We start from the raw sequence: 20,576 nt of genomic DNA, 5'->3' as shown, positions 1-20,576 counted from the left end.
CGTTCTTACACTGTCTTTCCGCTCGCCCACAGTGGTGAGGGCGAGCGGGGCGGGGACGGTATGCGTGCCCGCTTTCCAACGTCGACAGCGTTTAACGGGAGCCGTCCATGCAAGTTCAGAACGCCGAATTCCACTATATCGGCGGTCAGGCGCGTCCGACCTTTCCGGCGCTGCTGAGCGCATTCGAGGTGCAAGCTGCGCAGGCGCTGGATTCACACCCCTGGCAGCTGGATCTGCCATATGGCCCGCACGCGCGCCAGACTTTCGATTTTTGCGCGGCCAGCGGGCCGGCCAGGGCGGTCGTGCTGTATCTCCATGCCGGGTATTGGCAGTCGCGCGACAAGGCCCAGTTCCGCTTCCTGGCACCGGCGCTTAGCGACGCCAGCTTCCATGTCGCGATGATCAACTATCCGCTGTGTCCGGATGTGTCGCTGTCAGAACTGACGCGGGCGGTCCAGGCGGCGTTGCCCGCGGTGCTGGCGCTGAAGGCGTTGCGCGGGCCGGATCTCCCCGTCATCGCGGCGGGGCATTCGGCAGGGGCCCACTTGTGCGTCGAACTGGCACTCGCCCAGGACGCTGCCACACCGAAGGCCGAGCGAATCCGGGGCATCGTGCCGATCAGCGGCATCTATGACCTGGCGCCGCTGGTCGACACGTCGCTCAATGAGCGGCTCCGGCTCGACCTGACGCAGGCGCGCGCCTGTTCCCCGCTGTATCGCGCACGCGCCGGCTTGCCACCCGCCGTATTCATGGTCGGCGGCGAAGAAACCGGGGATTTCCTTTGGCAGAGCCAGCAGATGGCGCAGGCCTGGTCCACCGCCGGCAACGACGGCCGCTATCTGCCGGTGGCGGGGTGCGATCACTTCAGCGTGCTGCAGGCCTTGCAAGCAGTCGATGGCCCGCTGCTTCGTGCACTGCGCGGCTTTGTGCCTGACGCGGTGGCCTGATCGTCCACTGCGGTCTGTGCGGGCTCCCGGTCCGCGTTACCGTTACATCAGCACGTACTGCGCAGGCTCGGGCATGGGCGGAAGATCGACCTCGCCCAGCGCCTCGCGAAGATTGATCTCGATGGTCGTCGCCAGGGCCCCGATAGGCAGGTGGTTGGGCCGCTCGCCGAAAGGCTGTTCGAGTTCCCCGGCGAGTGCATCGAGGCCGAAGAAGGTGTACGCGACCAGCACGGTCATGACAGGCATGCCCACGCCCAGCGCGTCGATCAGGCCGAACGGCAGCAGGAAGCAGAACAGGTAGGCGGTGCGATGCAGCAGCAGCGTGTAGGCAAAGGGCACCGGCGTGGTCGCGATCCGTTCGCAGGCGGTATGCACCGCGCCCATTTCGCCGACCGATTGCTCGAGCAGCTGATACTGGATGTCGCTGAGCGTGCCGTTTCTGCAGGCCTGTGCGAGCTTCGATGAGAGCATGCGCAGGAGGATCTCCGGACGGTTCCTGCCTGCATCGCAGGAAGCCAGGGTCTCCGGGTCCAGCCATGCCCGTACCCGCGCATCATCCTGCCCCGGGCGCAGGTGCAGCACCAGCGCATGCGCAAAGGCGATGGTGAGCTTCTGCAGGCACTCGCGCAGCGCGGGGTCGCCCGCAGGCGGCGCGTTCGCGAGCAGCTGGCCTTGCCGGGCAAAGCGGCGCGCAATCGCGATCAGGTGCCCCCATTGCTTGCGAGCCTCCCACCAACGCTCGTAGCCCGCATTGTTGCGAAAGCCAAGAAAGATCGACAGCGCAATGCCGAGCAGCGTGAACGGCGCGCTCGTGAAGCGCGGCAGCCAGTCGGGATGGGTGTCATGTACCCAGGCCACGCACGCCGACACGGCGAAGACCGTGGCAAGCTGCGGCAGGATCTGGCCGATGATGGACCCGCGTGCAATGAAGAACAGTTGCAGCAGGCTGGGGCGGGGACGAACGATCATAGGCCTCTTGTACCGCCCGTGGTGAAGACATCCGATTGCGCTATGCGGTATCGCCACATCAGCAAGATGCGAGCGATGGTGCTGTCGGAGATCTTGGCATATCGCCAACGTCCTGGACAGACGACAGCGGTGATCTTCCGCCCGTCTCGCAAGGATCGGACAGCGGGCATGGTGGCCGGTGCAATCCGCGGATATTGCTGGTGCTGCCCGCAAGAAGCGGACGAGATCATGCAGCGCCGCTGCCGATACCGGATAGCTTCGCACGTCACGCATTCCTAGACTTGGCCTCGCAATGACGCGCGGCTTCGCATCCCTGTGTGCGCCGCGACTGCGCAACACATTCGAAGTCGAATCACAACGGGAGAATCATGAGAGTCCATCAATGGGCCGCTGCGCTCGCAGCTTCGGCCCCCTTGCTTGCGTCCGCGCAATCCGTGACGCTGTATGGTGTTGTCGATACTGGTGTCGAGTGGGTCAACAACGTCGGTGCTGCCAAAAACAGCCTGGTCCGGCTGCCGAACCTGACGGCCACGGTGCCGTCTCGTTGGGGGATGCGCGGAACCGAAGCGCTCGGCGGCGACCTCAAGGCCGCGTTCGTACTGGAGTCCGGCTTCGCGCCGGACAGCGGCGTCGCCAACCAGGGCGGCAGGCTGTTCGGCCGCCAGGCGTGGGTCGGCCTGTCAGGCAACTGGGGTCAGGTCAGCGTGGGGCGGCAGTACACCATGCTGTTCTGGTCGAACCTCGAGGCCGACATGCTCGGACCGAACATCTACGGTTCGTCGTCACTCGACAGCTACCTGCCCAATGCGCGCGCCGACAATGCGATTGCCTATAAGGGTACGTTCGGCGGCTTCACCGTGGGTGCGACCTACAGCTTTGGCCGCGACACGGTCAATGCCGGCCCGAGCCCGTCCGGAACGAACTGCGCCGGCGAAAACCCGGCCGACGCACGCGCTTGCCGCGAATGGTCGGCGTTGCTCAAGTACGATGCCAAGGCCTGGGGCGTGGCGGTGTCCTATGACTCGCAGCGTGGCGGCCCGGGTGCCTTCGGCGGCCTGGTCAGGAGTTCGATGAAGGATGACCGTCTGTCCATCAACGGCTACGGTGTGATCGGCGCTGCCAAGATCGGAGCGGGCGTGATCCGGCGCGACAACGACGGCAGTCCGACGCCGCGCAGCGATCTGTGGTTCGGCGGCGTGTCGTATGCCGTCACGCCGCAGTTCAGCGTGGATGGCGAAATCTTCTGCCTCCGGTACCACAACAGCGACAACAAGGCGTGGCTGTATGCCGCGCGGGGTACGTACGCTTTCTCCAAGCGGACTTCGGCCTACCTGACGGCCGGCTATATCAACAACTATGGCAACCTCGCGGTCTCGGTAAGCGGCGGCGCGACCGGCTCCAATCCCGCCCCCGGGGGCAACCAGCTGGGCACCATGGTTGGCGTCAAGCACATCTTCTGACGATTGAAACGCGGATCGGCCTGTCGCAGGCAGGCCTTCTCGTCACCATGTCCAGATCCCAAAGAGCCGGCTCTGCTATTTCAGTTGTCGAACTGGGCCCCGATGCGCGCGCAGAATTGCTGCAGCATTTCCTGGCCCTTGATGACAACGATCGCCTGCTGCGTTTCAACTGTCCGGTGAAGAACCCTACGATCGAAGCTTACGTGGATCGCATCGACTTTGGCCGCGACACTGTGTTCGGTGTTCGCGGCGACCAGCGGGAACTCGTCGGGGTGGGACATTTCGCGAACGTCGCGGATGCAGCGAAGGCGCGCGTCGCCGAGTACGCCATCTCGGTGCTGCGCGGCGCGCGCGGGCGCGGTGTCGCGACCATGCTGCTGGCGCACGCCATTGCGTGTGGTGGCCAATCAGGCATTGGCCACTTGCGCATGCACCTGTTGTCGAGCAACGCTGCGATGCTGCATATCGCGGGAAAGGCGGGCATGCGTCTCGTGCACGCGTGCGGCGAAACACAAGCGTGTTTCGAATTTCCGCGCATCTTGCGTTGACTGGCCTCTCGTCACAGCGCCGGCTTCACGTTGTCGTGAAGCCGGCAAGCCGCGCTAGCGTGCGTGGATGAGCCCGGCCAGTGCGTGCATCTGGCTGCCATCGGGCAAGGCAAGCTCTTCCAGCACCGAAAAGTGGTCGCAACCGTCGACGGGCAGGTACCTGACGGATTCGCCAAAGGCCTCGCAGGCAGCGGCATATTCGCGCGAATGCCTGACGAGTTCGGGCAGTTCGGCAGCACCCACCGTGACCAGCGTGGGCACTCCGGCCTTGATGTGACGGATCGGGCTGAAGCGTTCGATCTCCTCGCCGGTCAGCTGCAGCTTGTCATTGAGCCAGCATAGGCTGATCGGCTCCAAATCGACTAGCGCGCTGATTGGCATGGCGTGCGTGACCGCCGGGTGCGAACGGTACATGGCGGTGAGATGCCCGCCGGCGGAATGTCCGCTCAGGCAGATCGGACTGCCGGCGATGCCCAGCGCGGAACGATCCGCAGCCAGGTGGTCGATGAGGCTGCCGATCTCCGCGACGATCTGCGTCATCGAGGCTTCAGGGGCCAGCGTGTATTCGGCCAGGACCACGTGAAAGCCGAGCGCCAGCGGCCCTTCGGCCACGAAGGCGAAATCTTCCTTCGTGCAGTTCTGCCAGTATCCGCCGTGGATGAAGACGAATACGGGCGCATCGGCAAGTTCCGCGGGGAACCAGTCGAAGTGCTGGCGCGGCCCCGGTCCGTAGGCGAGATCGCGCCGGCATGGCCGTCGCGCGTAGAGCGCTGCGCTGCGGCTCTGGAAGCCGGCGTAGACGCCTGGGAAATCGCGGACGGCCTTGGTGTTGTTGTAGGCGGCGTCCAGCATCGGACGGTCCATGTGCCGGTAGACGTGCTGCATGACTTCTCCAGTCTGGTATGGTCGGGTGCCGCGGCCGGAATCAGCCTTCCAGCCGTTTTTGCGTATCGCGCGGCAACTCCATGAATCGTTGGTGGTAGTAGTTGGCGAACCGTCCCAGGTGGCCGAAGCCGAATGCCAGTGCGGTTTCGGTGATGCTCGCGGTGGGGTCGACCAGCAGCCTGGCCCGCACGGCGTCGAGCCGTATATTGCGCAGCAGCTCCATGGGCGTGGCGCCATAGTAGCGATGGCACAGGGCATTGAGCGTGCGATAGCTGACGCCGGCCACGCGTGCCAGATCCTCCAGCGAGATCGGCGCGCACAGGCGGGAGTCCATGTATTCAAGCACGGCGTCGAGTTGCTTGATGCCGCCGCCGGAAGCCCCGGCGTTGCCGGGCAGCACCGGATGCGGCGGGCGCTGCAGGCTCATCGTGTCCTCGGGCCGGTCGGGCTGGTGCGCGAGGATGAAGAGGGCAAGGTTGCGTTCGAAATGCTCGACCCAGTCCTGCTTGGCGGGCGTATCGCCCGGCATCGACAGGATGTTCAGCAGCGATTGCGCGATCAGGTCCCATTGCGAGCCCAGGCTGCGCGGCAGCATGAATCCAGGCACCAGGCCGGCCTCGGCCCGCTCCGGGCTGGCGACGAGTTCCATCAGCACGTTCGGCACCCGCACGATCAGTTGCTGGGTGCCGGGCAGCCACCGCAGGCGAATGCGGCGCTTGGGCGCCAGCACCGCGGTGCGTCCTTCTGCCACGCTCAGCGTATGGCCGTCGCATTCAATCTCGACGCCGCCCGAGAGCGAGGTGTGGACCAGCGAGAAGTCGTCGAACGGCCTCGGCGTGACTTCCACGCCTGCGCCATAGCGCAGCACATACATTCTCAGGTGATTGAGTTCACCCTTGAACATCGCCGAATCCGGGGCGCCGTGCTTCCAGCGCAAGACATGGTCGGCCAGCTCGTTGGCAACGTGTTCGTGCGCGTCCACGTGGGCATCGGATGCGAACAGGCAGTTCCGATACAGTGCGGAAAGCGCCAGCGCCTTTGGGGACAAAGACATGTTTCCTCCTGACGTGGCTTAGTTTTGATGCTCCCTTGCTGACCCGATGGATCGAAGAGGGGGCGATTGCCACTTGTCGTACTTGTTTTGTCTGGCGGTGCAGGTCGAGCAACCGGGGTAGTGGTGCGGCACCGTCGCACGGGTTGAAGGGCGGACAGGGCGGGCCATGTGGCGCGCCGCCCCGGTGTGATACGCGCGGCTTACACGTGGTAGAAGTCGAGCACCGAATCGATGGTGTCGTTGAGAAGCACCACATGCTTCTTCAGGATCAGCCAGCTGAAGCCGACCGGTTTCAGCAGATAGGTGACATTGCCATAGAAATAGGAAGACTGTCCAAACCGGTAAACGTGGGTCACCCACTTGGCCCGGGCTTCCAGTTGCGAGTCCGACACTTCCTGGATCGTCACGTTGCTGACCTGGTGCAGCGTGCGCGGCAGCGGGGTCGACGCCGCCGACTTGCCGGTGCCGATACGGAACACCCGGTCTTCCAGGCCCGTGCGGTCCGCGTAGTACATCAGCGACATGCCGCGCTTCGGGTCGGTGGTATAGACATGCTCGGAGTCCCACTGCGGAATGTGGAATTCAGCGTTCTCGTCAAACAGCTCCAGGTAGTCCACCCATTGGCGCTGGTCGCACAGTTCCGCCTTGCGGTACAGGAACTGCTCCACGCTCTGTTGCAAGTCTGACCTCATTTCATCGCTCCTTCCTCATTGCTGATCTTTGCGTCCAGTCCCTTGACGAGGGCATCGCGCCAGGCGCTGTGCTGGTTCGCGTACAAGCCTTCGTGCGTCAGTTCGGCGCCCGTCAGGCTTGGCCTGATGCCGAGCGTCTCGGCGTTGGGCGTGGTGCCCGTGATCCACTTGTCGCAGCCGCGCGAGATATCGTTCCACTTCTCCACGCGGCCCTGGAAGCCGCGCTGGGCCTCCCGGAACTCGGTCAGGTCATCCGGCGTACCCATGCCGGATACGTTGAAGAAGTCCTCGAACTGGCGGATGCGGTTCTCCCGGTCCTTGTCCGATTCGCCCTTGACGCCGATGCACTGGCTGAGGATCTGCGTCTTGTTCCAGGCGACCGGGCGGATGATGCGCAGTTGCGAGCTGATCTGGTCCATGAAGAACAGGCTCGGATAGATGTTCAGGTTGCGCAGCCGGTTCATCATCCATTCGGCCTTCTGCTGGCCGTACTCTTCGACGAGGCGCGGCATGATGGTCGCGTAGCCCGGGCGCACCTCGGGATTGGGCATTTCGCTGAACAGCACGCTGTGGCCATTGGGGAACGAGAACCAGCCGTCGTCGGTGGCCGCGTCGCCGGCACCGAGCTTGCGGTAGTCCAGCGTGTTGTTCATGTCCGCACCCTTCTTGGCATTGATCTCCATGCGGTGCGTCACCGTTGCTACGTAGTTGTAGTGCACGGTGCTGACGTGGTAGCCGTCCAGGCCGTTTTCGTTCTGCAGCTTCCAGTTGCCCGCGTAGGTGTAGTGGCCTTTGCCAGGCAGTACCTCGAGCTCGCCGGTCGGCGATTGGGCGACCATCAGGTCCAGGAACACCTTGGCATCGCCGAGCTGGTCTTCCAGCGAGCTGGTGCCCTCGGTGTCGAGATTGACGAAGACGAAGCCCTTGTAGCTTTCGATACGCGCCTTCTTCAGGTTGCGGCTGGAAAGGTCGAAGCCTTCCGGGTACTCGGAAGGCGCCTTCACCTTGAGCAGCTTGCCGTCCGAGCGGAACGTCCACGCGTGGAACGAGCACACGAAGGTGGACTGGTGCCCGGCGCTGACGCGCGTCAGCGTAGCGCCGCGGTGCGCGCAGGCGTTGACCAGCGCGTTGAGGTCGCCGTTGGCGCCGCGGGTGATGATGAGCGGCTGCCGGCCGGCCTGCATGGTGACATAGTCGTGCGGCTTGGGGATTTCGCTTTCATGGCAGGCGTAGATCCAGCTCTTCTCGAAGATCAGTTCCATCTCGAGATCGAACAGCTCGGGCTCGGTGAACATGGCCCGCGCGACACGATAGACGCGTTCTTCCGGACGGAAGTCCAGGCATCCTGTGACGAAATCCCGCCACTCTTTGGCGGTTCTGGCGATGGTGGTCATGCTGTCTCCTATGGACGGGCGATGTGGGTGAAGCGATCGGCGGCGCTGGTCGCCGCCTCGCGAGGTCAGGTTCGCTGCATCGAGCGCCGCAGTACCACCGGCGCGCCGTTTGCGGTCTTCTTGACGATCCAGATGGCGAGGGCGGAATCCAGGTAGTCGGAGTGGCCTGGAAACCAGTCAGCGAGCGCCTGGGCCAGCTCGCGGCCCACTTCGAGATCGCCACCGGCGACCAGCGCCTGTACTTCCCGGATCGAGGCCAGCACCTTGTCGTGCTCCTCGACATGGCAGTCGCGGGCGGGGAAGGCGTACCGCTCCATCAGGTCCTGTTCGAGCTCGAAATGCGCCTCGGTATGACAGGCAAAGGCATCGAGCGCCGCGGGGAATGTCGCATCGTCGGCGGTGAGCAGCGTGTCAAGCAACGCGGCGAATTCGTGGTGGACGTGATCGATCGCCTGATTTCCGATCAGGTAGCGGTCGTCCCAGTGGAAGCCAGTGGGTGTAGTCATCGGCGTGTTTCTTGCCTGGGGCCGCCGGCGGAAGCTGGCCGCCGCGGCGATGCGTTTCGGGGCAGGGCGTTGTCTGTCAGTGGCGCAATGCGCGCTAGCTGATGCTGGCCGAGAACTTCTCGAAGTGGAACGAAGCCGATTTCACGTCTACATCGCGCAGGTGCTGCGCCACGGCTTCGACCATCGGAGGCGGCCCGCACAAGTAGATGTCGACCTCGCCCTCGTTGAGATGGGACGGCTCGATATGGTGCGTGACATACCCTTTCTTCGGCTGTGCGCTGTTGGCATCGACCACGCAGACCGCGAAGGTGAAATTGGGGAGCAGATGCGTGAATGCTTCCAGTCGTTCGACTTCGACGATGTCGCGATCCGTGTTGACGCCATAGAGCAGATGGATCGGATAAGGACTGCCGCCTTCCGCGACGATCTTGTCGAGCATGGCAAGGAACGGCGCAAGACCGGTGCCGCCGGCAAGCATCAGGATCGGACGCACGCGCGGGCGCAGGTAGAAGCTGCCGAACGGTCCGGTCATGGTCAGCGCGGTGCCCGGCTGGGCGCGCTCGCGCAGGAAATTGCTCATGAGGCCGCCGGGCACATTGCGGATGAGGAAAGACACGCTGTCGCGGCCGCCGTTCATGGTGCTGAACGAATAGGCGCGGTGGTGCTGCTCCTCGCCGGGAACCTGCAGGTTGGCATACTGGCCAGGCAGGAACTCCAGCCCTTTCAACGCATCGCCCTCGAGCACCAGCGAGAAGGTGCTGTCGGAGAGCCGGCGCACCTCGGCAATCCGGGTCGCATAGCTTTCCTGCTTCGTATTGCACGCGGCGGACCCGGTGGGGATCAGCACCACGCAGTCCGACTTGGGCCGCATCTGGCAGGCCAGCGCGTACCCGCTGGTCGCTTCCTCCTTGCTGAGTGCATCCTCGATATAGTCGCCGAGCGAGTAGGTCCCGGTTTCCACGCGGCACTTGCAGGTGGAGCAGGCTCCCTCGCGGCAGTCCATCGGGATGTTGATGCCCTGGCGGTACGCGGCGTCCACCACGGATTCGGCGCCACTGCAGTTGATGAAGCGGGTGACACCGTCTTCGAAATTGAGCGCGATGTTGTAGCTCATTGCCTGGTCTCCATTCTTCTCTAGCCTCGGTGCTGCGCTGAGGGGGCGCGCAGATGTAAGCCGAAGTCTAGAAACAGGAGCGTTGCGCGGCTATCCGGATATTGCACGCAGGCCACGGAGTTCCGTCCGCTTCTTGCGCAAGGATGCGCAACCCGTACTTCGTCCTGCACGTACAGCGCGAAGGCGCACTCCCTGGCCGTGCACGGTGGTCACCAACGGACTGCCGCAGCCCGGCCAGGCCTGCCGCATCGGCGCCAGAGCGCCCTGCACAGCCCCCATTCGGTGTTAACCCGTCCGGTGTAAACCCTTGCAGAGCGCTTGCGTGCGCCCGCGCGCACGCGCCGGGCGAGCCGCGCGATGCAAGAACCGGACAGCGCAACACGGTGTGCGTGCAAACGCCGGACAGCCATGGGCCATTGCGCAAAAAGCGGACGGAACCATGGGCGGCGCCTGCAATATCCGGATAGCCGCGACGGCGCCGCGTTCCTAGACTTGCCTCACACCAACCCCACAAACCTCGATGGCATGCACCCCTTGCCAGGCGGGCGCGGCACCAGCGTGATCCCTGGTACCGGTGTGCGGGTTTCGATGTGGCAGCGCGCTGCGTGCCCCGCGCGGTGTTGCCCTGCGACGTGCGGCTACACACAAGTGAACCCGCGGTGGCGATCCCGATACCGGAGACGAGCGTTGCCGACCGGGACCAGCAAGCCAGTCAATGCGCAGACACCGGTTGACGTCCTGTGTCTGACCCCAAGCCTTAACTACGAACGAGGTTTCCATGCGGCAAATAGACCTACACGCGCTTGCTGACGAAGCGAAGCTCAATGGCTTTCACTACGCCGTGCTGTTCTGGTGTGCGTTGATCATCGTCTTCGACGGCTACGACCTGGCCGTGGCGGGCATTGCGCTGCCTTCGATCATGAAGGAAATGGGTGTCGAGCCGGCCAAGGCAGGCCTGATGGTCAGCTCGGCGCTGTTCGGCATGATGTTCGGCAATGTGTTCCTCGGCACCATCGCCGACCGCATCGGGCGGCGCTGGGCGATTACGCTCTGCATTGCCTTGTTCAGCGTCTTTACCGCGGCGGCAGGCCTGACCTCCGATCCCATCATGTTCGGCGTGACACGGTTCATTGCCGGCGTGGGCATCGGCGGCGTCATGCCGAACGTGATTGCGCAGATGACGGAATACTCGCCTCGCCGCGTGCGCAGCACCATGGTCACGCTGATGTTCAGCGGCTATTCGGTGGGCGGCATGCTGGCGGCCCTGCTGGGCAAGGGGCTGATCGAACAATATGGCTGGCAGTCGGTGTTCATCGCGGCAGGCATGCCGGTGCTGCTGATTCCGCTGGTCCTGAAGTGGATGCCCGAGTCGATCCCCTTCCTGATCAAGAGCGGCCGGCGCGACGAGCTGCAACGGATCGCCCGCAGGATGGACCCGACCTACGTGCCGCGCGCGGATGATCGCTTCGTCGTGCCCAGCGAAGACAAGGTCGACAGTGCGCCCGTCCGCCACTTGTTCGGCGAAGGCCGTGGCTTCAGCACGGTGATGTTCTGGATCTCCTGCTTCATCTGCCTGTTCATGGTCTATTCGCTCAGCTCGTGGCTGACCAAGCTGATGGCGAGCGCAGGCTACAGCCTCGGTTCGGCGCTGACCTTCGTGCTGGTCCTGAACTTCGGCGCCATGATCGGCGCAGTGGGCGGCGGCTGGCTGGCCGACAAGTTCCACATCAAGTGGGTGCTGGTTGTCATGTACGTGCTCGCCGCATTCTCGATCTCGATGCTTGGATACAAGGTGTCCACCGAGCTGCTGTACCTGCTGGTGGGTCTCGCCGGGGCATCGACCATCGGTACCCAGATCGTCAACAGCGCGTATGCCGGCCAGTTCTATCCCATGTCGATCCGCTCGACCGGCATCGGCCTGATGCTCGGCGTGGGCCGCGCCGGGGCGATCCTGGCGCCGATCGTGATCGGCATGCTGGTCAGCCTGCAGTTGCCCTTGCAGCAGAACTTCCTGGCGATCGGCATTCCGGCGCTGCTGGCGGCAGTGGCAACGGGGCTGATCAACCACAAGCGCTCGGCATCGATGCATATCGCCGAAGGCGGCGCGCCGGGTGTCCAGCACGGTGTACAGGGCGTCGGCGCCAACGTGAAGGCATAGCACCGGCCGCGCCGCATGGCGCGGCGAGCGAGGGCTTGATGCGGCATCAGATCACGATCGAGAACACGGGTGAAGTCTTTGCTTGTGGGGAAGACAGCAGCGTCCTGCGTGCCATGGAGCAGCTTGGCCGCAAGGGAATTGCGGTGGGCTGCCGCAATGGCGGTTGCGGTGTGTGCAAGGTCAGGGTGCTGTCGGGCAGCTTCACACAGCAAAAGGCGAGCCGCGCGGTGCTGAGCGAACAGGAGCAGCGCGAAGGCTTTGCGCTGGCCTGCAAGGCTTATCCGCGCAGCGAAATGAAGGTGGAGGTGGCAGGCAGGATGGCGAGCGCCATCGTTGCCGGCCGGTGTGCCTCGTCGGCATAAGTATCCGGCGACAGGTACGGGACATTGAATGGAACTGGGAGATATCAAGTGGCACTGACAGGCGTACTCCGCCCTGGGCACGTGGCGATCCGCGTGCTCGAAATGGGACCCGCGCTCAAGCACTATACCGAGGTCCTGGGGCTGATCGAGGTGGCGCGCGATGACCAAGGCCGCGTCTTTCTGAAGGCCTGGGACGAGCATGACCACCACAGCGTGGTGCTGCGCGAGGCCGACGAGGCCGGTATGGACTACATGGGATGGCTGGTGGATTCCCACGGCTCGCTCGAAGCGCTAGCGGCGGCGGTCAAGGAATCGGGCCTGTGCACCAACCTCGAATGGATTCCCGCCGGCGAGCATCCGGCCACGGGTGTGCGGTTCCGCTTCGTGATCCCGACCGGACACGTCATGGAGCTCTACGCAAAGAAGGAAAAGGTCGGCAATGACTGCGGCGAGGATGGTCCGGACATCAATCCGCGCCCCTGGCCCGACGGGCTGCGCGGCATGGCGCCGTCACGCTTCGACCATTGCCTGCTGTATGGCGACGACCTGGATGGCACCGTCGAGCTGTTCACGAAGGTGCTGGGCTTCGGCGTTGCCGAGCAGGTGATGGCGGGCCCCGACAAGTCGCTGATGATCGGGGCGTTCCTGAGCTGCTCGAACAAGGCTCACGACGTGGCCTTCATCCGCCAGCCGGTCAAGGGAAAGTTCCATCACGCCTCGTTCCATCTTGGTAGCTGGGAACAGGTGCTGCGCGCCGGCGACATCATTTCGCGTACGCGTACATCGATCGACATCGGGCCGACGCGCCACGGCATCACGCGCGGCGAGACGATCTATTTCTTCGATCCCTCCGGCAATCGCAACGAGGTCTTCTGCGGCGGCTATGTCTACTACCCCGACAAGCCCACCATCACCTGGTGGGAACAGGAACTGGGGGCGGGGATCTTCTATCACGATCGCAAGCTGAACGAAGCCTTCCTGTCGGTGTTCACCTGATGACGACGATGAAGATCAGTACGCCACAAGAAGTCGTGCACTGGGAGGCAGCCAGCGCCGCCGTGCTGGCCGCGGCACGCTGGGCGGAAGAGGCCGGCGTGCGGGTCAATATCGCCGTGGTCGATGCGGGCGGAAACCTTGCCGCCTTCCTGCGCATGCCGGGTGCCTTCCTGCATTCGATCGACATTGCCATCGACAAGGCTTATACGGCGGCCGGCTTCGGCCTTCCGACCGGTGCCTGGACCGAAGCGCTCGCGACGCATTCGCCGGCCTTGCGCACTGGCATCCCGTTGCGCCCGCGCATGGTCTGCTTCGGCGGGGGACTGCCGATCCGGCACGACGGCAGGGTCATCGGCGGCATTGGCGTGTCGGGCGGATCGGAGCACGAGGACGAAGTCTGCGCGCGTGCGGGGCTGACGGCGATCGGCCTGAGCGCATGAACGCGCGGACCGGGGCCAGGCCCGCTGCGAAGTCAAATCACTGTTGTATGCGAGAACCATCATGAAAGACATCCTCAACTTCATCAACGGCGAGTACGTCAGGAACGCCAGCGGCAAGACCTTCGAGAAGCGTACGCCGATCGACAACACACTGATCGGCACCGTGTACGAGGCGGGCAAGCCCGAAGTCGATGCTGCCGTGGCTTCCGCGAAGGCAGCACTCGAAGGACCCTGGGGAAAAATCTCCGTGGTCGAACGTGTCGAACTGCTGGACGCTGTGGCCAATGAAATCAACCGTCGCTTCGACGATTTCCTTGCGGCCGAAGTGGCCGATACCGGCAAGCCGAACCACCTCGCATCGCATGTCGATATTCCGCGTGGTGCGGCCAACTTCAAGATCTTCGCCGATACCATCAAAAACGCTGCTACCGAATCGTTCCGGATGGCCACGCCGGACGGGCGCACGGCGCTGAGCTACGGCCTGCGCGTGCCGCGCGGCGTGATCGCGGTGGTTTGCCCGTGGAACCTGCCGCTGTTGCTGATGACGTGGAAGGTGGGTCCCGCGCTGGCGTGCGGCAACACGGTGGTGGTCAAGCCGTCCGAAGAGACCCCCAGCACGGCTGCGCTGCTCGGCGAGGTGATGAACAAGGTAGGCGTGCCCAAGGGCGTCTACAACGTGGTGCAAGGCTTTGGGCCCGATTCGGCCGGCGCTTTCCTGACCTCGCATCCCGATGTCAACGGCATTACCTTCACCGGCGAGACCCGCACGGGCACGGCCATCATGAAGGCCGGCGCGGATGGCATCCGGCCGGTCTCGCTGGAACTCGGCGGCAAGAATGCGGCGCTGGTGTTCGCCGATTGCGACTTCCAGGTGGCAGTGGATACGGTAACGCGTTCGGTGTTCGAGAACTGCGGCCAGGTTTGCCTGGGCACCGAACGCGTCTACGTGGAGCGTCCGATCTTCGACAAGTTCGTCAACGCGCTCAAGGAAAAGGCTGAAGCCATGATCCCGGGCCGCCCGGATGATCCCGCCACGAAGATCGGCCCCGTGGTCAGCCAGGAACACCGCCAGAAGGTGCTGTCGTACTACCAGAAGGCGCGCGAAGAGGGCGCCAACATCGTCACGGGCGGTGGCGTCCCCGACATGCCGGCGGACCTGAAGGACGGCGCCTGGGTGCAGCCCACCATCTGGACCGGGCTGCCGGAATCCTCGCCAGTGGTGCGCGAAGAGATCTTCGGGCCGTGCTGCCATATCCAGCCCTTCGATACCGAGGAGGAGGCGCTGCGCATGGCCAACGACACGCCGTACGGCCTGGCCACGTCGATCTACACCTCTGATATCGGCCGCGCCAACCGGCTCGCCGCAAAGATCGACGTGGGCCTGTGCTGGATCAACAGCTGGTTCCTGCGCGACCTGCGCACGGCGTTCGGGGGCTCCAAGCAGTCCGGCATCGGCCGCGAAGGCGGCGTGCATTCGCTCGAGTTCTATACCGAGCTGCGCAACGTGATGATCAAGTTCTGAGAGCAACATGGACCAACAGAAAATCGAACACTACGGTGACGAGCTCTATGGCGCGCTCACCAACTGCCGGCCGGTCGATCCGCTGACGGACCGCGAGCCCGGTATCAGCATCGAAGACGCCTACCGGATCCAGCTGCGCATGGTTCAACGCCGTGTCGACCGCGGCGAGACCATCATCGGAAGGAAGATCGGCGTCACCAGCAAGATCGTGATGGAGATGCTCAGCGTGAATCAGCCGGACTTCGGCCAGATCACCTCGGGCATGGTCTTCAACGAAGGCGAGCCGATTCCGGTGAAGACCATGATCGCCCCGCGCGCCGAGGCCGAAGTGGCCTTCGTGCTCAAGCACGATCTGGAGGGGCCGGGCGTGACCGCCGCCGACGTACTGCGCGCCACCGACTACGTGATTCCATGCTTCGAGATCGTCGATTCGCGCATTCGGGACTGGAAGATCAAGATTCAGGACACGGTGGCGGACAACGCGTCGTGTGGCGTGCTGACCCTGGGCAGCCAGCGCAGGCATCCGCGCGACCTCGACCTCGCGCTGGCCGGCATGGTGCTGGAGAAGAACGGCGAGGTTATCAGCACCAGCACGGGGGCCGCGGTGCAGGGTTCGCCAGTCAACGCGGTCGTGTGGTTGGCCAATACGCTGGGGCGCCTCGGCATCAAGATCAAGGCGGGCGAGGTGATCCTGTCCGGTTCGCAGTCGCCGCTGGTGCCGGTGGTGGCTGGCGACAGCCTGAGCTGCAGCGTTGGGGGTCTCGGCGAGACCTCGGTCCGATTCATCTGAAGCCCTGAGAAATCCCTATGAAACTCGACAACAACACCATCCTCGCGCTCGCCGAGTATCTCGAGACTGCCGAACTGCAGGCCCGCGACGTCACCAAGATTACCGACGACCATCCGGACATGGACTGGGATGACGCCTATGCCATCCAGGACGAGATCCGTCGCCGCAAGGTGGCGCGCGGCAACAAGATCGTGGGCCTGAAGGCAGGGCTGACCTCGTTTGCCAAGATGAAGCAGATGGGGGTGACCAGTCCCGTGTTCGGCTTCGTCGCCGACTACATGTCCTGCCCCGACGGCAGCGAGATCCGGACGGGCGAGCTGATCCATCCGAAGGTCGAGGCCGAGATCTGCGTCGTCACCAAGGCGCCGCTGAAGGGCCCGGGCTGCCATATCGCGGCCGTGATGGCAGCGGTGGATTTCGTCGTGCCCGCGGTGGAAGTCATCGATTCGCGCTACCGCGATTTCAAGTTCGACCTCAAGAGCGTGATTGCCGACAACACGTCGGCATCGCGCTTCGTGATCGGCGGCCGCATGCGCAGCCTGGAGGACCTGGACCTGCGCACGCTCGGCGTCGTGCTGGAGAAGAACGGCGAAGTGGTCACGATGGCGGCCGGCGCCGCGGTGCTCGGTAATCCGCTGGTGGCGGTGGCCATGCTGGCCAACCACCTGGGCGCGCGCGGCCAGGAGATCCCGGCTGGCAGTTTCATCATGACAGGCGGCGTCACCGAGGCTATCGCGGTTGAGGCCGGCGACAGCGTGGCCGTGCGTTTCCAGGACCTCGGCACCGTGTCGATGCGGTTCGCCTGAGCGGATGCCGCGGCAGCCGCGGGTGCAAAACCCGTGGCTACCGCGGCACGACGCTTGAATCCAGTGCGGGACAGATACCAGGGAGGAGCGGCATGCCGGTCGCACAGATCTATTTGATAGAGGGCCGATCCGAGGCGCAGAAGCGTGCGGTGATCGAGAAAGTCACGCAGGCCTTGGCGGAAGCAGTAGGCGCGCCCGAGCAGAACGTGCGGGTCCTGCTGCACGATGTGCCCAAGGAAAGCTGGGGCATAGGCGGCAAGTCCGCCAAGGATCTCGGCCGGTAGCGGACCGGGCGGCTTTGCTTGCTGCATGGCTGCCGAAGGCGACGCGTCGGCGATTCTGACCGTATCACAGTAGGACAAAACATGGCTTCCAAAAAAGACTCCGCCAATTTGTTTACCCAGCAGGACGGCGTCATCCAGGTCGGTGGCATCGACGCACTGGTTCGGTTGACGCTCGACCAGGTGCGCACCGATACGCGCCGCGGACTGAAGACCGGCATGTTCGTGTCCGGCTATCGCGGATCGCCAGTCGGCATGCTGGACGCCAGCTTCATCCGGCAGCAGAAGCTGCTGCTCGAACACAGCATCCGCTTTGTCGACGGCATCAACGAAGACCTTGCGGCAACGGCGGTGTGGGGCACGCAGATGCTGCATACGGTCGGCAAGCAGAAGTTCGACGGCGTCACCGGCATGTGGTACGGCAAGGCGCCCGGCGTGGATCGCAGCGGCGATGCGCTCAAGCACGCGAACTACACCGGCATCGGCAAGAACGGCGGCGTGCTGGCGGTGGTGGGCGACGACCCGAGCTGCAAGTCGTCGTCGCTGTGCAGCCAGTCGGAACCGATGCTGTACCACGTCGGCATGCCGTCGCTGTATCCGGGCACGGTGCAGGAAATTCTCGACCTGGGGCTGCATGGCTACCAGATGTCGCGCCTGTCCGGCCTGTGGGTCGGGCTGAAGATCGTCACCAATGTCGCGGACGGTACCGGTAGTGCCGACGTTTCGCCGGAGCGCCTGAACTTCGTCACGCCGGATCTGACGTTCGACGGCAAGCCGTTCGTGCCGAACATGAACCTCGGCATGAACGTGCGTGCCGAAGCGCTGGAGATGGAGCAATCGCTCTATACCCGCCGGCTTGAGGTGGCCAAGCGCTATGCGCGTGAAAACCGGTTGAACAACGTGGTGTTCGGCAATGCCGACGCGTGGCTCGGCATCATCACCGCGGGCAAGACCTACAACGACCTGCGCCAGGCCTTCCTGGAACTCGGCTTCGACGACGACGCGCTGCGCCGCTACGGCATCCGCATCCTGAAGATGGGGATGCTGTTCCCGATGGAGCCGACCATCGTGCGCGAATTCGCACGCGGCCTCGAAGAGATCTTCGTCATCGAGGAAAAGCGGCCGTTCCTGGAGATGTTCGCCAAGGACGTGCTCTATGGCAGCGCCAACGCGCCGCGCATCGTCGGCAAGTTCGACGAGGAAGACAAGGAGCTGCTGCCAGCGTACGGCGAGTTCGAGTCCGACATCATCGCGCGCGCGCTGGTCCGGCGCGTGTCGCGCAAGGCGCGCATCGAGTCGGCCGATGCCTGGCTCCGGCGGCTCGACGAGATCCACGAACGCACGGCGCTGCCGACCGCTGCGCGCACGGCGTGGTACTGCTCGGGCTGCCCGCACAACAGTTCGACCAAGGCGGTGGAAGGCAGCATCGTCTCCGCGGGGATCGGCTGCCACACCATGGCGATGTGGATGGACCGCAATGTGGTGATGGGCACGCACATGGGCGGGGAAGGTGCACAGTGGATCGGCATGGCGCCCTTCACCGACACCGAGCACATCTTCCAGAACATGGGAGACGGCACCTACGCCCACTCGGGCAGCCTGGCCATTCGCTACGCGGCATCGACCAACGCCAACATCACGTTCAAGCTGCTGCGCAACGCCCATACCTCGATGACCGGCGGGCAGGAGATCATGGGGGCGCATCCCGTGGCCGACCTGGTTTCCGATCTGCTCGCCAACGGCGTGAAGAAGGTCATCGTGACGACCGACGCGCCCGATGCCTTTGACGGCGTGCAGCTTGCGGGCGGCACCCAGGTCTGGCACCGCGACCGCCTCGACGAGGCGCAGCGCGAGCTGGCTGCGACCAAGGGCACTACGGTGCTGATCCACGACCAGGAATGTGCCGCCGAGCTGCGCCGGGCGCGAAGCCGCGGCAAGGCGCAGACGCCGGCGCAGCATGTGGTCATCAATGAGCAGGTGTGCGAGGGTTGCGGCGACTGCGGCGTGAAGTCCAACTGCATGAGCGTGGAACCAGTGGCCACGGAATTCGGACGCAAGACGCGTATCCATGAGCCTTCGTGCAACAAGGACTATTCCTGCGTCAAGGGCTTCTGCCCGTCCTTCCTGACCGTCACGGCGCCCGAGGAAGCCGCGCCTGCCGATGGCGCGAAAAAGAAGAAGGGCCGCATTCCCGCGCTCGAGCGCGCGCTGCCGGACCCGCTCTTCAAGATCACCGGCGATTTCGGCGTGCACATCATGGGCATCGGCGGCACCGGTTCGGTAACGGTGGCCGCGACCATTGCCAACGCGGCACGCCTGGAGGGCAAGCATGTGATCGGCCTGGACCAGACCGGGCTGGCGCAGAAAGGCGGGGCAGTGATCTCGGACATCAAGGTCACCGCACAGCCGTTCGACGGCTCGAACAAGATCTCGGATGGCTGTACCGACCTGTATCTCGGCTTCGACATCCTCAATGCGACAGACCCGAAGAACCTCGCCAAATGCCATCCCGAGCGCACCATCGCGGTGATCTCGACGACCCAGACGCCGACCGGGCAGATGGTGGCCAACCGGAACGTGATCTTCCCGGCGGCAGGTGCGCTGACCCGGGGCATCGATCGGGTCACCCGCAAGGCCGATAACCTGTTCCTCGATGGCCAGCAACTCGCCGAGGGGCTGTTCGGCGACAGCATGGCGACCAACCTGTTCATGGTGGGTGTGGCCTATCAGGCCGGGGCGCTGCCGCTGTCGGGCGCATCCATCGAAGCCGCGATCCGGCAGGCAGGGGTGGGCGTGGAGATGGGGGTCGCGGCGTTCAAGTGGGGCCGCATGGCTGTGGTCGACCGGGCCTTTGTGCAGGCCGAGATTGCGAAGGGTAGCAGCGCCGTGGCCGAGCTGCCGCGCGTGCCGGTGCTGACGCCGCTGGCCCGCACCATCGTCGATTCGGTGGGTGCATCCGGTGAGGCCAAGCGCCTGCTTGAAGTGCGCGTGCCGGAACTGGTTGCCTACCAGGACGAGGCCTACGCCAGGCGCTATGCAAGCGTGGTGAAGCGGGTGTTCGACGCCGAACGCCAGCGTGTGCCAGGCAGCAGCGCGTTGAGCGAGGCCGTGGCGCGCTACCTCTACAAGCTGATGGCCTACAAGGACGAGTACGAAGTGGCACGCCTGCAAACCGCGCCCGCGTTTCTTGCCAGCCTGGAGGCACGGTTCAAGGCCGGCTACAAGGTGCAGTACCACCTGGCGCCGCCGCTGCTGTCCAAGCGTGATCCGGCCACCGGAGAGCTGCAGAAGCGTCCGTACGGACCGTGGATGCTGCACGGCTTCCGCCTGCTGGCGAAGCTGAAGGGCTTGCGCGGCGGACCGTTCGACATCTTCGGCAAGACCGAGGAGCGCCGCCGCGAGCGTCAGCTGATCGAGGACTACATCCGGCAGGCCGACGAGATCGCTGCCGGCCTGGACGCACAGAACCACGCTGCGGCGGTGTCGCTGGCCAGTGTGCCGGACGAGATCCGGGGCTACGGGCACGTCAAGGAAAAGAGCATGGACGCCGCCGCAAGGCTGCAGGCAGAGCGGCTGGCTGCCTTCCGCAAACCGCTGCCACAGCCCGTACAGGAACGCATGTCGGCCTGAGCCAGCCCGCACGATTGCCAGG

General features: G+C 64.5%; 19 protein-coding genes. 12 read left to right on the top strand and 7 right to left on the bottom strand.

From position 1 onward, the window contains the following. Positions 1–107 precede the first annotated feature (107 nt). Positions 108–947 (top strand): alpha/beta hydrolase, encoded by an 840-nt coding sequence (locus KHO41_RS04900; RefSeq protein WP_211952186.1) that lies wholly within the window; start codon positions 108–110, stop codon positions 945–947. 42 nt (positions 948–989) lie between these two features. Here the strand turns inward: KHO41_RS04900 and KHO41_RS04895 are convergent, their stop codons facing one another. Beyond that, positions 990–1,916 (bottom strand): bestrophin family protein, encoded by a 927-nt coding sequence (locus KHO41_RS04895; RefSeq protein ID WP_211952185.1) that lies wholly within the window; start codon positions 1,914–1,916, stop codon positions 990–992. A 368-nt stretch (positions 1,917–2,284) separates the two neighbouring features. On the opposite strand from KHO41_RS04895, the gene KHO41_RS04890 reads away from it, so the two are divergent. Further along, positions 2,285–3,376, top strand: a complete 1,092-nt coding sequence (locus KHO41_RS04890) for a porin (protein WP_211952184.1) — start codon at positions 2,285–2,287, stop codon at positions 3,374–3,376. Between the two features lie 116 nt (positions 3,377–3,492). Continuing rightward, positions 3,493–3,924, top strand: a complete 432-nt coding sequence (locus KHO41_RS04885) for a GNAT family N-acetyltransferase (protein ID WP_211952183.1) — start codon at positions 3,493–3,495, stop codon at positions 3,922–3,924. A gap of 54 nt (positions 3,925–3,978) precedes the next feature. Here KHO41_RS04885 and KHO41_RS04880 read toward each other — a convergent pair whose 3' ends face one another. From KHO41_RS04880 to benC, 6 genes are all read right to left on the bottom strand, one after another. Further along, positions 3,979–4,809 (bottom strand): alpha/beta hydrolase, encoded by an 831-nt coding sequence (locus tag KHO41_RS04880; protein ID WP_211952182.1) that lies wholly within the window; start codon positions 4,807–4,809, stop codon positions 3,979–3,981. Positions 4,810–4,849: 40 nt separating this feature from the next. After that, positions 4,850–5,863, bottom strand: coding sequence for an AraC family transcriptional regulator (locus KHO41_RS04875; RefSeq protein ID WP_211952181.1), 1,014 nt, complete (start codon positions 5,861–5,863; stop codon positions 4,850–4,852). Positions 5,864–6,063: 200 nt separating this feature from the next. After that, positions 6,064–6,555 (bottom strand): anthranilate 1,2-dioxygenase small subunit, encoded by a 492-nt coding sequence (antB, locus tag KHO41_RS04870; protein ID WP_211952180.1) that lies wholly within the window; start codon positions 6,553–6,555, stop codon positions 6,064–6,066. After that, entirely contained in the window at positions 6,552–7,949 is a 1,398-nt protein-coding gene (antA, locus tag KHO41_RS04865) for an anthranilate 1,2-dioxygenase large subunit (protein WP_211952179.1), read from the bottom strand. Before antA ends, antB begins: the two co-directional genes overlap by 4 nt. A gap of 65 nt (positions 7,950–8,014) precedes the next feature. Continuing rightward, the gene (locus KHO41_RS04860; RefSeq protein ID WP_211952178.1) at positions 8,015–8,455 is read right to left on the bottom strand and encodes a bacteriohemerythrin; all 441 of its coding nucleotides are present in this window, start codon (positions 8,453–8,455) and stop codon (positions 8,015–8,017) included. Between the two features lie 94 nt (positions 8,456–8,549). Then, positions 8,550–9,569: a benzoate 1,2-dioxygenase electron transfer component BenC gene (gene benC, locus KHO41_RS04855; protein WP_211952177.1), complete on the bottom strand. Its 1,020-nt coding sequence runs from the start codon at positions 9,567–9,569 to the stop codon at positions 8,550–8,552. A gap of 778 nt (positions 9,570–10,347) precedes the next feature. Here benC and KHO41_RS04850 point away from each other — a divergent pair. The 9 genes from KHO41_RS04850 (at position 10,348) to KHO41_RS04810 (ending at position 20,554) form a co-directional block, all read left to right on the top strand. Beyond that, positions 10,348–11,727: an MFS transporter gene (locus tag KHO41_RS04850; RefSeq protein ID WP_211952176.1), complete on the top strand. Its 1,380-nt coding sequence runs from the start codon at positions 10,348–10,350 to the stop codon at positions 11,725–11,727. 38 nt (positions 11,728–11,765) lie between these two features. Then, positions 11,766–12,089, top strand: coding sequence for a 2Fe-2S iron-sulfur cluster-binding protein (locus KHO41_RS04845; RefSeq protein ID WP_211952175.1), 324 nt, complete (start codon positions 11,766–11,768; stop codon positions 12,087–12,089). A gap of 48 nt (positions 12,090–12,137) precedes the next feature. Next, positions 12,138–13,085, top strand: coding sequence for a catechol 2,3-dioxygenase (locus KHO41_RS04840; RefSeq protein ID WP_211952174.1), 948 nt, complete (start codon positions 12,138–12,140; stop codon positions 13,083–13,085). 8 nt (positions 13,086–13,093) lie between these two features. Then, the gene (locus tag KHO41_RS04835) at positions 13,094–13,525 is read left to right on the top strand and encodes a GlcG/HbpS family heme-binding protein (RefSeq protein WP_211952309.1); all 432 of its coding nucleotides are present in this window, start codon (positions 13,094–13,096) and stop codon (positions 13,523–13,525) included. A 61-nt stretch (positions 13,526–13,586) separates the two neighbouring features. Further along, positions 13,587–15,047, top strand: a complete 1,461-nt coding sequence (locus KHO41_RS04830; protein WP_211952173.1) for a 2-hydroxymuconic semialdehyde dehydrogenase — start codon at positions 13,587–13,589, stop codon at positions 15,045–15,047. Between the two features lie 7 nt (positions 15,048–15,054). Beyond that, positions 15,055–15,837: a 2-oxopent-4-enoate hydratase gene (gene dmpE / locus KHO41_RS04825; RefSeq protein ID WP_211952172.1), complete on the top strand. Its 783-nt coding sequence runs from the start codon at positions 15,055–15,057 to the stop codon at positions 15,835–15,837. A 17-nt stretch (positions 15,838–15,854) separates the two neighbouring features. Next, positions 15,855–16,643 carry a 2-oxo-3-hexenedioate decarboxylase gene (dmpH, locus tag KHO41_RS04820; RefSeq protein WP_211952171.1) on the top strand — a complete coding sequence of 263 codons (789 nt, stop codon included), beginning with the start codon at positions 15,855–15,857 and terminating at the stop codon, positions 16,641–16,643. Between the two features lie 92 nt (positions 16,644–16,735). Continuing rightward, positions 16,736–16,927, top strand: coding sequence for a 2-hydroxymuconate tautomerase (locus KHO41_RS04815; protein WP_211952170.1), 192 nt, complete (start codon positions 16,736–16,738; stop codon positions 16,925–16,927). An 81-nt stretch (positions 16,928–17,008) separates the two neighbouring features. Continuing rightward, the gene (locus tag KHO41_RS04810; protein WP_211952169.1) at positions 17,009–20,554 is read left to right on the top strand and encodes an indolepyruvate ferredoxin oxidoreductase family protein; all 3,546 of its coding nucleotides are present in this window, start codon (positions 17,009–17,011) and stop codon (positions 20,552–20,554) included. The last annotated feature ends 22 nt before the right edge of the window (positions 20,555–20,576 follow it).

Source organism: Cupriavidus numazuensis (genome assembly GCF_905397435.1).
Classification (GTDB): domain Bacteria; phylum Pseudomonadota; class Gammaproteobacteria; order Burkholderiales; family Burkholderiaceae; genus Cupriavidus; species Cupriavidus numazuensis.
This window is presented reverse-complemented; position numbering and strand designations above follow the sequence as displayed.